The following is a 13818-nucleotide window of genomic DNA, read 5'->3' as shown; positions in this document are numbered from 1 at the left end:
TGGGACCGACTTCTAGGATGGCGCCGTGCTGATCGTCAGGTACGAGCTCTCGGACGGGACCTTCGGCGAGGACATGGTCCTCGCCGGTCAACGCTGGATCTTCGGGCGGCCCGGGGGTGAGGAGTCCCCGAGCGTCGCCGTCGACGACCGGCGCGTCAGCCGTACGTCGCTGGTGGTGCGCGACAGCGGACCCGGCCCCGTGGTCTTCCGCGGGCAGCGCGGCGACGCCGAGGTGGGCCTGATCTCCGACGACGGCGACACGCAGTGGCTCGAGGAGGGCACGGCCGGCAGCCTCACGCCGGACGCCCGACGCGTCGAGATGCACCTCTGCGGCGAGCACGTCATCACCATGGAGATCGAGTTCTCCGACCGTCCGAGCGTCGCGGAGCGTCAGCGCGAGGTCGACGTCCAGCCGTGAGCGTCGACCGGTCGTTCGTCGCCGCCCTCCCGAAGGCCGAGCTGCACGTCCACCACGTCGGTTCCGCCTCCGTCGACGCGGTGGCCGAGCTCGCGTCGCGCCACCCCGACTCGCCGGTGCCGAGCGACCCGGACCGGTTGGCCGAGTACTTCACCTTCTCGGACTTCGCGCACTTCATCGAGGTCTACCTCTCGGTCGTCGACCTCCTGCGCACGCCCGAGGACCTGTGGACCCTCACGCACGAGGTCGGTCGTGACCTCGCGGCACAGAACGTCCGGTACGCCGAGCTCACCCTCACGCCGTACACGTCGATCACCCGCGGGATCGCCGCCGAGGCCTACTGCGAGGCCGTCGAGGACGCGCGGCGCGCGGTCGAGCGCGACCACGGCGTGGTCCTGCGCTGGTGCTTCGACATCCCGGGGGAGTCGGGCGTCCCGGCCGCCGACGTCACGCTCGACACGGCGTTGCGGCTGCGGCCCGACGCGCTCGTGAGCTTCGGGCTCGGTGGCCCGGAGCAGGGCGTGCCGCGCGCGCAGTTCCAGCCGCACTTCGACGCCGCCCGGGCCGCCGGGTTGCGCAGCGTCCCGCACGCGGGGGAGTCCACCGGACCGCAGACGGTCTGGGACGCGGTGCGCCTCCTCGGCGCCGAGCGCATCGGCCACGGGATCGCGTCGGCCCAGGACCCCGAGCTGCTCGCGCACCTCGCGGCCGAGGGCATCGCCCTCGAGATCTGCCCGACGTCGAACGTCCGCACCCGGTCGGTCCCGTCGCTGGCCGAGCACCCGCTGCCCGCGATCGTGGCTGCCGGCGTGCCGGTGAGCATCAACTCCGACGACCCGCCGATGTTCGGCACGACCCTCACCGACGAGTACCTCGTCGCGGCCGAGCTGCTCGGCCTCGACGAGTCCGGTGTCGTCGACCTCGCCCGGGCGGCCGTCGACGCGTCCTTCGCGCCCGCCGACGTCCGCGCCGGCCTGCACCGCGAGCTGGACGGCGTCGGCTGAACGATCAGACCGGGTCCACCACCGGCACCACCGGCACGCGCACGAGGAGCACGCCGGGGCGCACCTCCGCGGTGATCTCGGTGCCCTCGCCGACCGGGTCGCCGTCGAGCTGCATGGGGGTCGGTGCGGACGCGCTGATGTGCACCCGTCGGCCGGTGAAGCGGTCGAGCCGGTCGTTGGTGCGCTTGCGACGGGTGATGACCCGCCACACGATCGGGATCCAGCCGAGGAAGCGACGCGGCGCGATGACGACGACGTCGAGCTGACCGTCGTCGATGCGGGCGTCCGGCAGCAGCGGCAGACCCGCCTGCAGGAACCCGACGTTGCCGATGACCACCGTGCGGGCGCGGAACGTGCGCGGCTCCTGGTCGTCGACGGTGATGGTCACCTTGGCGCCGGGGAAGCGCAGCGCCTTGAGGCCGGAGACGAAGTAGGCCGCCCAGCCGACGCGCTTCTTCAGGTCGTCGTTGACGCCGGTCATGATCATCGCGTCCATGCCCAGGCCGGCCATCACCAGGAAGCTCGTCTCGACCCCGGAGTCGGTCGTGAACCGGGACAGGTCGATCGCCTTGTCCTGGCCGCCGAAGGCCGCCTCGAGCGCGTCGCGACTGTTGAGCGGGATGCCGAGGTTGCGCGCCAGCAGGTTGCCGGTGCCGTGCGGGACGATGCCGACGGCCACGCCGGTGCGGGCCGCCTCCTCGCACACGGCGCGGACGGTGCCGTCCCCACCGGCGGCGATGATGAGGTCGACGCCGGCCTCGAGCGCCGCCGTGGCCTGTCCGTAGCCGGGGTCCTCGATGGTCGTCTCGAACCACAGGGGCTCGTTCCAGTCGGCGCGTTCGGCGGCGGCACGGACCTTGGCCTTGAAGTCCTCGACGGGGCCGACCTTGGCCGGGTTGAGCACGACGGCTGCTCGACGGTGACCGGTCCCGGTGAGCACGGCGAGCTCCGACGGCAGGCGGGCGGGGTCGAGGGCGACCAGAAGCCACAGTGCCACCGTCAGGCCGATCCCGAACGCGAGCCCGCCGGTGATGTCGGAGAGGTAGTGCACGCCCAGGAGCACCCGGCTGAGGGCGACGAAGACGCCGAGCCCGACCCACAGCGTGAGCAGCAGCCAGCGCCGCCACCCGCGGGCGGTGACGATGATCGTGATCAGGACCAGGACGGTGAAGAACATGCCGGCCCCGACGGCGTGACCGCTGGGGAAGGAGTAGCCGCCGATCTCGTGCAGGGGCTCGTCCCAGCGCGGTCGCTCGCGCGAGAACAGCAGCTTGAGCAGGACGTTGCCGAGCAGCGCGACGGCCGAGCTCAGCAGGACCCAGAGCCCGAGGCGCCACTCCTTGCGCCAGAAGGCGTAGGCGGCGATCCCCCCGAGGACCACGGCGACGCTGAGGTTGCTGAAGACCGCGGCGGCGACCTCCATGACGCGCACCGTGGCAGGGGACTGGGACATGGCGTCGTAGGCCCGTCGGGCCACGTCCTCGTCGAGGTCGATCAGCGGTGCCCACCGGACGGCCACCGCCGTCGCGAGCAGGCCGAAGACCACGGCCAGGACCGCGATGATCGCCAGCAGCAGGCCCGGGCGTCCGGGCACGGCGCGGCGCGGGTCGATCGACACGGAGGTCCTCCCAAGGTCAACGTCGTGTGAGCGTCAGGCCCAGGGTAGTGGTGCTCCGTGCCGACGACCCGTCGGCTCAGCGCTCCTCGGTACCGGAGATGAAGGCCTCGAGGCGCTCGCGACCGACGTCGTCGGGACGCTGCTCCGGAGGGGACTTCATCAGGTAGGACGAGGCGCTCAGCAGGGCGCCACCGATGCCGCGGTCCTTCGCGATCTTCGCCGCGCGGATCGCGTCGATGATGATGCCGGCGGAGTTGGGGGAGTCCCAGACCTCCAGCTTGTACTCCAGGTTCAGCGGCACGTCGCCGAACGCGCGACCCTCGAGGCGCACGTAGGCCCACTTGCGGTCGTCGAGCCAGGCGACGTAGTCGCTCGGGCCGATGTGCACGTTCTTGTCCTGCACCTTGCCGGCCAGGGAGCCGGTCAGGTTGGACGTGACGGCCTGCGTCTTGGAGACCTTCTTGGACTCCAGGCGCTCGCGCTCGAGCATGTTCTTGAAGTCCATGTTGCCGCCGACGTTCAGCTGGTAGGTCCGGTCGAGCGTGACGCCGCGGTCCTCGAACAGCTTGGCCATGACGCGGTGGGTGATGGTCGCGCCGACCTGGCTCTTGATGTCGTCGCCGATGATCGGCACGCCGGCGTCCTCGAACTTCTTGGCCCACTCGGGGTCGGAGGCGATGAACACGGGCAGTGCGTTGACGAACGCGACGCCGGCGTCGATGGCGCACTGGGCGTAGAACTTGTCCGCCTCCTCCGACCCCACGGGCAGGTAGGACACGAGGACGTCGGCCTGCGCGTCGCGCAGGACCTGGACGACGTCGACGGGCGCGGCGTCGGCCTCGTCGATGGTCTGCAGGTAGTAGGTGCCGAGACCGTCGAGGGTGTGACCGCGCTGGACCGTGACGCCCGTGGGCGGCACGTCGCAGATCTTGATGGTGTTGTTCTCGCTGGCCTGGGTGGCCTCGGCGAGGTCGAAGCCGACCTTCTTGGCGTCGACGTCGAACGCGGCGACGAACTCGATGTCGCGGACGTGGTAGTCGCCGAACTGCACGTGCATGAGGCCGGGGACGCTGCCGCCCGGGTCGGCGTCCTTGTAGTACTCGACGCCCTGGATGAGCGACGTGGCGCAGTTGCCGACGCCGACGATGGCGACGCGGATGGGACTGGAACCCATGGGTTCTCCTTCGGTGGGTGTGGTGGTCAGTCGGTGGGATGATCGGTCGTGCCGCGGGCGGAGCGTTCGCGGTCGATGAGCTCGGTCAGCCAGCGCAGCTCGCGCTCGACGGACTCCAGCCCGTGTCGGTGCAGCTCACGGGTGTAGGAGTCGGCCCGCTCGCGGCTGCGGCGCGTCGCCTCCTTGACGCTGGCGAGGCGTTCCTCGAGACGCGCCCGGCGGCCCTCGAGGATGCGGACCCGCGTGGAGGCGTCGGTGCGCGCGAAGAACGCGAACCGGACGCCGAAGCCCTCATCGTCCCAGGTGGCGGGTCCGGCGTCCGCCATTGCCGTGGCGAAGTGCTCCTTGCCCTCGGGCGTCAGGCGGTAGACGATGCGGTTGCGCCGCCCGCGCACCTCGAGGTCGGGGTCGTCGTCGGCGACGATGAGCCCGGCGCGCACGAGGGCCTTCAGGCAGGGGTAGAGCGTCCCGTAGGACAGGACGCGACCCCAGCCGAGCACCCCGATGAGCTCCTTGCGCAGCTCGTAGCCGTGCATGGGAGCGTCCATGAGCAGGCCGAGGACGGCCAGCTCGAGGGTCGCTCCGCGTCGGGTCATGTATCGGGACGATACATCGCCTCGGTACTGACAAGCGAGCCCTTTTGTCATGTGAGTCCGCTCACCGTTGACGGTACGCATTACTGTGCTCTCAGGATGTTCGGTCACACTGGTCGTCGGCCTTCGCGCGCCGACGCTGCAGCGCGACCCGGAACCAGTGCCCGAGACCATCGTTCTCGGCCGAACCGAAGGACCCGCTCTTGACGACCTCTCGCCGTGCGACCTCGCGTCGCCGTGGCCTGATCAACCGCATCGGTGGCAACGGACCGGTCTGGGCCAAGTCGCTGCGCTGGCTGCTCGCCATGGCCGCCACCGGATTCCTCGGCGGTGCGCTGGCCTTCTTCGTCCTGTACTCGATCATCGAGATCCCGAACGCCAACGCGGACTTCGAGACCGAGACCACCAAGGTGTTCTACAGCGACGGGGAGTCCCTCCTGGGCGAGTTCGCGATGCAGGACCGCGAGATCCTCGAGCTCGACGAGATGCCGGAGACGATCCAGGACGCCGTCATCGCCGCCGAGGACCGTTCCTTCTACGAGAACCGCGGCATCGACGTGCGGGGCATCGTCCGGGCGTTGCGCGACAACACCCGCAGCGGCGAGATCACCAGCGGTGCCTCCACGATCACCCAGCAGTACGTCAAGGTGCTCTACCTGACCCAGGACCAGACGTGGAGCCGCAAGATCCGCGAGGCGATCCTCTCGATCAAGATCCACAACCAGCTCAGCAAGGACGAGATCCTCGAGGGCTACCTCAACACCATCTACTTCGGCAACGGCGCCTACGGCGTCGAGGTCGCCTCCCAGACGTACTTCCGCCAGCCGGCGTCGGAGCTGACGTACGACCAGTCCGCCCTGCTGGCCACCATCTTGAACAGCCCGTCCTTCTACGACCCGTACGCCGAGGGTGCCGAGGACCGGATCATGCCGCGGTACCGGTACGTGATCAACGGCCTGGAGTCGACCGGTCAGATCACCGCGGAGGAGGCCGCCGAGTTCTCCGAGCGGCTCCCCGAGGTCGAGGACAAGCGCAGCGAGGAGCGCTTCGGCGGCCCGAACGGCCACCTGCTCGCCCTCGTGCAGCAGCAGATGCAGCAGATGCAGTTCACCGAGTCGCAGATCCTTGGTGGTGGCCTGCGCATCACCACCACCATCGACCGACCCCTGCAGCGCGCCGCCGTCGACGCGGTGAACCAGGTCCGGCCGCAGGGTCTGGACGAGCTGCACACCGCGCTCGTCTCGGTCGAGCCGGGCACCGGGCGCGTCAAGGCGATGTACGGGGGACCGGACTACCTGGAGAGCCAGCTCAACTGGGCGATCCTCGGGGTCCAGCCCGGGTCGACCTTCAAGACGTTCGCCGTGCAGGCGGCCCTGGAGGACGGCTTCAGCCTCGAGACCCAGCTCAACGGCAACTCACCGGTCCAGGTCGGCGGCGGCGTCGTCGCCAACCAGGGCGACAGTGGCGGCCGCTCGTTCGGTCGGATCTCGCTGCGCACCGCGACGGAACAGTCGGTCAACACCGCCTTCATCGACATCACCCAGCAGATGGCCGGTGGCCAGAACGCCGACATCACCGCCGGCACCTCCAAGATCCGGGAGGCTGCGGCAGAGGCCGGCATCCCCGAGAACGTCCTCGACGGCATCGACGAGGGAGCCGCCGTCTACTCCCTCGGCTTCGCGCCCGTGCCGGCCGTGGACATGGCCAACGCCTACGCGACGTACGCCGCCGGTGGCGAGCGCGCCGAGTGGTACATGATCGAGGGCGTCAGCGACAGCCGCGGCAACGAGCAGCAGATGCCCGAGCGGAGCACCGAGCGCACCATGTCCGAGGACGTGGCGGGCGACGTCGTCTCCTCGCTCGAGAGCGTCGTCCAGCGAGGCACGGGTCGCAGCGGTGCGACCATCTGCCCGACGCTCGGCAAGACCGGCACCGCGACCGCTGGACCGGACGACGCGCAGCGTGTCTCGTCCTCGTGGTTCGTCGGCGCGACGCCGAAGCTCGCCACGGCCGTCATGTACAACCGTGGTCGCGGCAACGAGCCGTTGGACGGCTACCTCCAGCCGTTCTTCGGCGGGTCCTTCCCGGCGCAGACGTTCCAGGCGTTCATGAACCAGGCGGTCGACCCGGCCGACTGCGGCACCTTCCCGACGCCGGGCAACATCCAGTCCGACCGCGGCACCGACTTCGTGCCCGTGCCCCGGTGCGGTGCGGGACAGCGCCTCAGCGGCGACCGGACCACGTGCGTCGACGTCGCCCCGGAGCCGACGCAGGAGCCGGAGCCCGAGCCGACCGAGGAGCCGGAGCCCGAGCCGGAGCCCGAACCGAGCGAGGAGGTGCCGGATCCGACGCCGGAACCCGGTGAGAGCCCCAGGCCACCGTTCGGTGGGAACGGCTGAACCTCAGCCCTCGAGCACGACCCGGTCGAAGGCCGCCGTGGTGAAGCGCACGGCGGCCTTCACCTGCTCGCCCACGGCAGGCGGCGGCACGGAGGCGGGCAGCAGCACCATCGAGGCCTGCATGTGCGGAGGTTCGATGAACCACCGTTGACGCCCGGCGACGGTGAACGGGCTGAGCGAGAGCCCGGCGGCCTCGAGGCCACCCTTGGCGACGGTCTTGCCACGCGCGAGCACCCCTGCTGCGGCGCGCGGCGCCTCCAAGCCGATGCCGTGGCTGGTGCCTCCGGCGATGATCAGCAGGTAGCCGTCGCGCGGGACGGGGCGCTGGCGGTAGCCGACGCGTTCGCCGCGGCTCAGGTGGTGCACGTCGAGCACGGTGGCCCGGACGTCGAGGGCCCCGAGGTCGCCGAGCCACAGCGACGTCCCGATGCGCGGCCGGATCTGCAGCTGGGGGCGGCGCTCGCGCAGCGTCGCGAGCTCGTGCGGGACCAGGTGGGAGACGAACAGTCGGTCCGTCTCGACCTGGGACGTCTCCAGCGCCGCGGCCCAGCTCTCGGCCTCGGCGAGGTTGGCGCCGGCCATCGGCAGGTGGATGGCGAAGCCCTCGAGGCGCAGTCCGCCGAGCGCGGCGACGGCGGCCGCGAGCTGGTGGCGGTCGAGGCCGTGGCGGGACATCGAGGTCTCGCCCTCGAGCACGATGCGGGCGTCGGGGCGCAGGGCGGCGAGGGCCGCGACGTCCTCGACCCGGCCGAGCGTGTGGATCACGCGGGAGTCGTCGACGTCGGTGCCGGGCAGGAAGGGTCGCCAGGGGCTCAGCACCATGACATCACCGGCGAAGTCGGCCAGCGCGGAGGGCACCTCGTCGTACGTGCCGACCGCGATCGTGTCGCAGCCGAGCGTGGTGGCCTCGGAGGCGAGCACGTCGCGGCCGAGGCCGTAGCCGTTGCCCTTGACCACGGGCACGAGTCCCGGCGTGGTCTGCGCGACCTGCGCGAGGTGGGCGCGCCAGCGCGGCGCGTCGACGACGAGCTCGAACGTCATCCTCGTCTCCTCATGTAGGCCGTGAACGCGGCGTGGAGCGGCCGGTTGAGCGGCAGGTCCCACTCGCCCAGGTACTCCACGGCGTCCCCACCGGTGCCGGCCTTGAACTGGATGAGGCCGACGTGCGGGTCGTCGGGGTCGAGCGTGTCGGTGATGCCGCGCATGTCGTAGACGGTGGCGCCCGCGGCGAGCGCGTCGCGCATCATCTGCCACTGGACGGCGTTGGAGCCGCGGACGTCGCGCTTGGCGGTGGTGGAGGCGCCGTAGGAGTACCAGGCGTGGGTGCCGACCTGGACGAGCGTCGTGGCGGCGACGAGGTCGCCCTCGTGGTGCGCCAGGTGCAGGCTCATGCGGTCGGGATGCTCGGCGGTGAGCGCGTCCCACATGGTCTGGAAGTACGACAGTGGGCGGGGCGTGAAGTGGTCGCGCTCGGCGGTCTCGACGTAGACGCGGTGGAAGTCGGCCAGGTCGTCGCGGGTGCCGCGGCTGGTCTCGACACCAGCCTTCGTGGCCTTCTTGATGTTGCGTCGCCACAGCTGGTTCATGCCCTTGAGGACGTCGCCCTCGCTCTTGGCGGTGCCGTCGGCGTCGACGAGGGGCACGTGGAAGTTGTACTGCGGCTGGCCGGCGGCGAACCCGCCGTCGCTCGTGAGCTGCTTCCAGCCGAGCCGCTGCAGGGTGGGGGCGACGTGCTCGTGCTCAGGGACGACCACGTCGGCCGGAGTCTCGCGCAGGGAGCCGAGCGCGTCGTCGGCGATGGCCTTCTTGACCGTCGAGGCGTGCCAGCGGCGGGTGATGGCGGCCGGTCCGATGCGGATGCCGAACGCCTTCTGACGCTTCAGGTGGTCCGCGAGGGGGGCCAGCCAGCGCTCGAGGTCGGGGTCGGTCCAGTCGATGGAGGGCCCCTCGGGCAGGTAGGCGAGGTACCGCTTGACCCTGGGCACCTGTCGGTAGAGCACGAGGGCCGATCCGACGAGGCTCTCGGTGCCGCCGTCGGTGGCGAACCAGCCGACGGACTCACCGCGCCACTCGGCCTTGACCGTCGCCCATGCGGGCGTCTGCAGGAAGCTCACCGACGACACCTGCTCGACGTGCGCCAGGTGCTCGGCGGGGGAGATGGTGCGGACCTTGAGCTGTGCGGACGTCACCTCGCGAGGCTACCAACGTCCGCGGTGCTCACCCCCTGGGCGGGCGGTCCGTCTCCGGCGATCGAGTGGTCAGCGCAACCACCACGAACGAGCCCGTGATCAGGCCGGCGCCGACGTAGAGAACGGCACTCAGCAACACCTGGACAGCGGCCAGAGCCCGCATCGCGAGCGGTGAGGCGGTGAAGCCTCCGGTGTACAGGAACTGCAAGGCGAGCTGCGCGGCGACCGCGAGCGCCACGACTCCGGTGCCGAGCGCGAGCATCGAGCGGGACGAGAGGACAGGCACGGCTTCTCCTGGGGTCGGCGTCGTGTCAGTCTCGCACGCGGGCGAGGACCGCCTGCTGCATCGGTTAGGCTTGCCTAAAGTCTTCGAGCCTGGGAGTGAGCGATGGGCGCGGTCCGCACCCGCATCGGGACGGTGATCTCCCGCAGCGCGATCACCCCGCACCTGGTGCGCCTGACGCTGGACGTCGGTGACCTCGCGAGCACCGGGATCCCGGACGAGTACGTCCGGCTGATGATCCCCAGCGACCCGTCGCAGGTGGTCCTCCCGCACATCGATGAGGACTGGAACATCACCTGGCCGGACGGGGTCGAGCCTCCGGAGCCCAGGGTGTACACGTTCTCCGACCACCGTTGGGTCGACGGCGTGGCGCACGTCGACATCGACATCGCCCTGCACGATTGCGGCGTGGGCTCGGACTGGGCGCGCACCGTGACGCCCGGTTCGCAGGTCGGGTTCGTGGAGCCGCACGGCCTGTACCGCCCTGCGTCCGGTGTCGCCTGGCAGCTCCTGGTGTGCGACCTGACCGGGCTGCCGGCCCTCGCGCGCATCCTGCGTGGTCTGGACGCCGGCCAGCGGGTGCGTGCCGTGGTGGTCCTCACCGACGAGCGCGACCGCATCGCCCTGCCGAGCGCGGCGGACGTCGACGTCGAGTGGGTCGTCGTGGAGCGGGACACCGACGTGTGCGGCGCGCTCGAGCGGGCCGTCACCGAGGCGGAGCTGCCGGCCGAGGGGTCGCGGTACGTGTGGCTGGCGGGCGAGGCGCGGGCGAGCCGTGCGGTGCGCCGTCACCTGCGTCGCGAGCTCGGCTGGCCGCAGGCCGACTTCTATACGTGCGGCTACTGGCAGATCGACAAGGAGCGGTGGGAGGCGCGGTTCGAGGAGGTGCAGGACGAGGTCTTGGCCGAGGCCCGTCGCGTCGCCGCCGAGCTGGCGGCGGACGAGGGCGCCTACCTCGACGCGATCGACGACATCTACGAGAAGGCCGGCCTCTGAGCCAGAGTCGGTCGGCGGACGGTGTCGGCGGGAACCTCTCGTCCGGTGGGCAGGATCCATCGCAGGACGTCGTGGCCCTTCATGGAGTGGTGTCTCCTGCACAGTGCCCACATGTTGTCCCCGTTGGTGGGGCCGGTGGGCCAGGGTTCTCGGTGGTCGAGGTCGCATCTCTCTGCTGGTACCCGGCATCCGGGTGCTCGGCAGACGCCGTCTCTGAAGCGGATGGCCTTGGCGAGGGTCTCGGGGGCGAATCTGCCGACGTAGTCGTGAGCGAGGATGTTGTCGCTCACCGGTTCGGTGATGATGCGGTGCCAGAAGGTGTCGTCGGGGTCGAGGTCCTCGAGGATCCACGAGACCGGGACGGCCCATCCGCAGTCGGAGGACTCAGCGTGGCCGTCGATGAGTCCGGTGAGGACGTCGGCCTCGATCGTGACGGCGACGTCGCAGCCGATGGTCGGCTCGGCCGTGGTCTCGCCGTGGGTGAGCCAGGAGACGAACAGGTCGGCGGTCCGCTGCGGCAACGTGCGGTCGTCCTCGTCGTCGACGGGGATGCGTGCGGCGCGGTCGAGGCGCTTCATCACCGCCGCTGCCTGGTGCGACGGCAGGTAGGCCGAGAGCCAGGACATGCCGTCCTCGAGGTGATGCAGGGACACGTGCCGCTGCCCGCGGGCCTTCTCGGCCCGATCGAGCGCCTCGGCGGGCTCGACGCGGGTGACGAACCGCTTGATCCAGGCCCGCAGCTCACTGGTGGTGTGGGTGGTGGCGTAGGCGAGGGCTTTCTCGTCGAGCAGCGCCCACGAGGACTCCCGTTCCAGGCGATCCAGACCGGTGGAGATCTCCCGAACCCGGGCGGCATCGATGACACCGTCGCAGAACGCAGCCCAACAGGAGGGTGCGTGCGCGACCATCCGATCGGCCGTCGCGAGCCTCGACCAGACCTGGTTCTCCGACAGACCCATGGCCTGTCCGATTGACATCGGGATCGCCGAGCGCTCCACCATCTGCCGCATAGTCGAGTCCAACCGACTGATGCGAGCCTCCTCGGCGTCGCGGAACGCGAGCATCGCCGAGAACTGAGCCGCCTCGGCCCGCGCCACAGCACGGGTCGCGGAGGCCATGGCCTCCTCGCTCGTGCTCTCCCCGATGTCCATGAATCAAACATACGTGCGACCACTGACAGTCACCAGCGCGAATCCACAGATGTTGTCCCGGGAGATCGGTGACGGTTCTGCATCACGACATTGGTGACGGCGTCGTGCCGAGCCGCTGAACCGTGCGGGTCCGTGCGTCACGTCCTCGGCCTCGAGAACAGGGTGCTCTCGAGCCCGCTTCCCTCACCTCCCCGGAGCGTGCCGCCCACCAGGAGCGGACAGATCCAGTCACTCCTGACTCTCGCTGCCTGGAGATGATGTCTTAGCGGCGCTCTGGGCCCACCGGTGACAACAGGCCGCCCAAGCGCCGCGGTTGACCCAGGGCCCGTGCCGGGCGCTCGCTGTCTCACAAACCGTCGCCGCTGAACTCCGAGATCGAGGGATGACAGAGGCGCGACCGACCGGCCCAGGGGAAATGAGCGGCAGTGGGGCGGAGCGACGTCTCGCCGGAGGTATCGGTGCCAAGAAGGTTGACGTCACCTGGGCCACCGAGGAATCAGGACTGATCCTCGCCGTCAGCGTCAAGACCATCCTGTTTAAGGACAAGAAGACCCGAAACTTCCAGAAGAACCTAACGAACCGTCGAGCGGACCTTCTCAACGAAGCCGTCACCTTGCACCGCCGCTTCCCCTACGCAGTGTTGGCGGCGCTGCTGATCTTCGACGCCGGAGCAGCGAGCGACGGCACCGATCGGCGCAAATCCACCTTCCTCAATGCCGGACCTCGACTGCGACTCTTCACCGGTAGGCAGGATCCCGCCGGCCGCGACGAGCAGTATGAGAAGTTCTATGTCCTGCTCGCCGACCTCAACGACACCGCGCCCACGCTGCGAGCTTTCGAAGCGATCAACCTCGACACCGAGGTTCCCCTCGACCAGGCCTTCGAGACACTCGTATCGCTCATCGGTGAAAGAAACTTCGACCTGTACGAAGGCCTCGATGGCAAGATCAAGAAGGCATAGGTAGCGCTGCACGCTCGGGTGAGGCGAGGCTCAAGTGCAGTTCAAGAAAAGACGTCGAGATGTGTCTGAGGCTAGCCCACTCCAAGCTTCATAGATTTGTAGCAAACGGCTGCGATTCCTCCAATAGCGGTGATAGAAATCTCCTGGATGTCGCTTCTGAAAGCGACCAGAGGCTCCAGGAGAGCGCATGTTTGGTGAGTCGGGTCGCTTTACTAGATCTACAGTTTGGGGGCTCTTCACAATCCAGGGTGTAGTCGAGGCCTGAACCCGCCGGACTCGAGCAAGCATCTCGCGATGTAGTTCGTGAGGTTGCGGAACCCGAGTGCGGAGCCGCGTAGGTGCTCGAGCCTGCCGTTGATGGCCTCGGTCGGACCGTTGGACGTGCCCGGCCTGTCGAAGTAGGCGAGCACGTCGTCTGCGCGCTTCTTCAGTGTCCGGCCCAGTGTCACGACTTCACTCAGCGCTGCGGGTACGCCGTGGCTGATCGACTCGATCAGCTTGGTCATCAGCTCGCGGCCCTGGGTGCGGTCGGGTTGACGGTAGGCGGCGATCATCCGCTGGTAGATCCACCAGGTCACTTCGACCTCGGCGTGCTCATCGACGGTGAACAGTGCGTCCAGGCGGTCGTGCTGCTTGTCGGTGAGCAGATCGGCGCCGGTGTGCAGCGTCCGCCGGGCACGGTAGAGAGGGTCGTCCTTGCGGCCGCGGTGGCCGTGGATGGCTTGCTGCACTCGCCGGCGGCACCGGTCCAGCGCGTCGCCGGCCAGCCGGACGACGTGGAAGGGGTCCATCACCGCGACCGCGTCAGGGAGTTCCTCGGTGGTGGCGGTCTTGAAGCCGGTGAACCCGTCCATCGCGACCACCTCCACGGCGTCGCGCCACGCCTTCGGGCGGTCGGCGAGCCAAGTTTGGAAGGCCTGCTTGGAACGGCCCTCGACCATGTCCAGCAGCCGTGCTGGGCCGACGCCGTTGCGGATGCCGGTCAGGTCGATGATCACGGTGACGTACTTGTCGCCGCGCCGGGCGTGGCGC

The 13818-nt window shown here is 69.6% G+C and carries 13 protein-coding genes; 5 read left to right on the top strand and 8 right to left on the bottom strand.

All coding sequences use genetic code 11. From position 1 onward, the window contains the following. The first annotated feature begins 25 nt into the window (after window positions 1–25). Both ABD213_RS13060 and ABD213_RS13055 read left to right on the top strand, forming a co-directional pair. A complete protein-coding gene (locus ABD213_RS13060; RefSeq protein ID WP_344329480.1) occupies window positions 26–418 on the top strand; it encodes a hypothetical protein in 393 nt (130 codons plus the stop codon). After that, on the top strand, window positions 415–1422 hold the full coding sequence (locus ABD213_RS13055; RefSeq protein WP_344329478.1) for an adenosine deaminase: 1008 nt from the start codon (window positions 415–417) through the stop codon (window positions 1420–1422). The genes ABD213_RS13060 and ABD213_RS13055 overlap by 4 nt, the downstream gene beginning before the upstream one ends. Before the next feature lie 4 nt (window positions 1423–1426). On the opposite strand, the gene ABD213_RS13050 is transcribed toward ABD213_RS13055, so the two are convergent. The 3 genes from ABD213_RS13050 to ABD213_RS13040 form a co-directional block, all read right to left on the bottom strand. Beyond that, window positions 1427–3040, bottom strand: a complete 1614-nt coding sequence (locus ABD213_RS13050; RefSeq protein ID WP_344329477.1) for a bifunctional phosphatase PAP2/diacylglycerol kinase family protein — start codon at window positions 3038–3040, stop codon at window positions 1427–1429. A gap of 76 nt (window positions 3041–3116) precedes the next feature. Then, complete coding sequence (locus ABD213_RS13045; protein WP_344329475.1) at window positions 3117–4214, bottom strand: inositol-3-phosphate synthase; 1098 nt, start codon at window positions 4212–4214, stop codon at window positions 3117–3119. 26 nt (window positions 4215–4240) lie between these two features. Next, on the bottom strand, window positions 4241–4810 hold the full coding sequence (locus tag ABD213_RS13040; RefSeq protein ID WP_344329473.1) for a PadR family transcriptional regulator: 570 nt from the start codon (window positions 4808–4810) through the stop codon (window positions 4241–4243). 200 nt (window positions 4811–5010) lie between these two features. On the opposite strand from ABD213_RS13040, the gene ABD213_RS13035 reads away from it, so the two are divergent. Next, window positions 5011–7206 (top strand): transglycosylase domain-containing protein, encoded by a 2196-nt coding sequence (locus tag ABD213_RS13035; protein ID WP_344329472.1) that lies wholly within the window; start codon window positions 5011–5013, stop codon window positions 7204–7206. Window positions 7207–7209: 3 nt separating this feature from the next. Here the strand turns inward: ABD213_RS13035 and ABD213_RS13030 are convergent, their stop codons facing one another. The 3 genes from ABD213_RS13030 to ABD213_RS13020 are packed head-to-tail and all read right to left on the bottom strand — an operon-like array spanning window position 7210 to window position 9681. After that, window positions 7210–8247: an alanine racemase gene (locus tag ABD213_RS13030; RefSeq protein WP_344329470.1), complete on the bottom strand. Its 1038-nt coding sequence runs from the start codon at window positions 8245–8247 to the stop codon at window positions 7210–7212. Then, complete coding sequence (locus ABD213_RS13025) at window positions 8244–9395, bottom strand: lipid II:glycine glycyltransferase FemX (protein ID WP_425546066.1); 1152 nt, start codon at window positions 9393–9395, stop codon at window positions 8244–8246. Before ABD213_RS13025 ends, ABD213_RS13030 begins: the two co-directional genes overlap by 4 nt. Window positions 9396–9423: 28 nt before the next feature. After that, on the bottom strand, window positions 9424–9681 hold the full coding sequence (locus ABD213_RS13020) for a hypothetical protein (protein ID WP_344329469.1): 258 nt from the start codon (window positions 9679–9681) through the stop codon (window positions 9424–9426). 102 nt (window positions 9682–9783) lie between these two features. Here ABD213_RS13020 and ABD213_RS13015 point away from each other — a divergent pair, with 102 nt between their 5' ends. After that, the gene (locus ABD213_RS13015; RefSeq protein ID WP_344329467.1) at window positions 9784–10674 is read left to right on the top strand and encodes a siderophore-interacting protein; all 891 of its coding nucleotides are present in this window, start codon (window positions 9784–9786) and stop codon (window positions 10672–10674) included. Here the strand turns inward: ABD213_RS13015 and ABD213_RS13010 are convergent. Further along, window positions 10653–11825, bottom strand: coding sequence for an HNH endonuclease signature motif containing protein (locus ABD213_RS13010; RefSeq protein ID WP_344329465.1), 1173 nt, complete (start codon window positions 11823–11825; stop codon window positions 10653–10655). The two genes, ABD213_RS13015 and ABD213_RS13010, sit on opposite strands and share 22 nt — an antisense overlap. Window positions 11826–12240: 415 nt before the next feature. Between ABD213_RS13010 and ABD213_RS13005 the strand changes: the two genes are divergently transcribed. After that, window positions 12241–12786, top strand: a complete 546-nt coding sequence (locus ABD213_RS13005) for a hypothetical protein (protein ID WP_344329464.1) — start codon at window positions 12241–12243, stop codon at window positions 12784–12786. 236 nt (window positions 12787–13022) lie between these two features. Here ABD213_RS13005 and ABD213_RS13000 read toward each other — a convergent pair. After that, window positions 13023–13818 (bottom strand): ISL3 family transposase (locus ABD213_RS13000; RefSeq protein WP_344329462.1); only part of this gene is annotated, 796 nt, incomplete at its 5' end.

This window comes from Aeromicrobium halocynthiae (assembly GCF_039531385.1).
Lineage (GTDB): Bacteria > Actinomycetota > Actinomycetes > Propionibacteriales > Nocardioidaceae > Aeromicrobium > Aeromicrobium halocynthiae.
Note: the sequence above shows the minus strand (reverse complement) of the source record. Positions and strands in the feature narration are given on the sequence as shown.

Bases quoted from the DNA above. Each gene is read 5' to 3' on its own strand.
- ABD213_RS13010 (WP_344329465.1), bottom strand. From the start codon at position 11,825: ATGGACATCGGGGAGAGCACGAGCGAGGAGGCCATGGCCTCCGCGACC.
- ABD213_RS13015 (WP_344329467.1), top strand. From the start codon at position 9,784: ATGGGCGCGGTCCGCACCCGCATCGGGACGGTGATCTCCCGCAGCGCG.
- ABD213_RS13045 (WP_344329475.1), bottom strand. From the start codon at position 4,214: ATGGGTTCCAGTCCCATCCGCGTCGCCATCGTCGGCGTCGGCAACTGC.
- ABD213_RS13040 (WP_344329473.1), bottom strand. From the start codon at position 4,810: ATGACCCGACGCGGAGCGACCCTCGAGCTGGCCGTCCTCGGCCTGCTC.
- ABD213_RS13005 (WP_344329464.1), top strand. From the start codon at position 12,241: ATGAGCGGCAGTGGGGCGGAGCGACGTCTCGCCGGAGGTATCGGTGCC.
- ABD213_RS13030 (WP_344329470.1), bottom strand. From the start codon at position 8,247: ATGACGTTCGAGCTCGTCGTCGACGCGCCGCGCTGGCGCGCCCACCTC.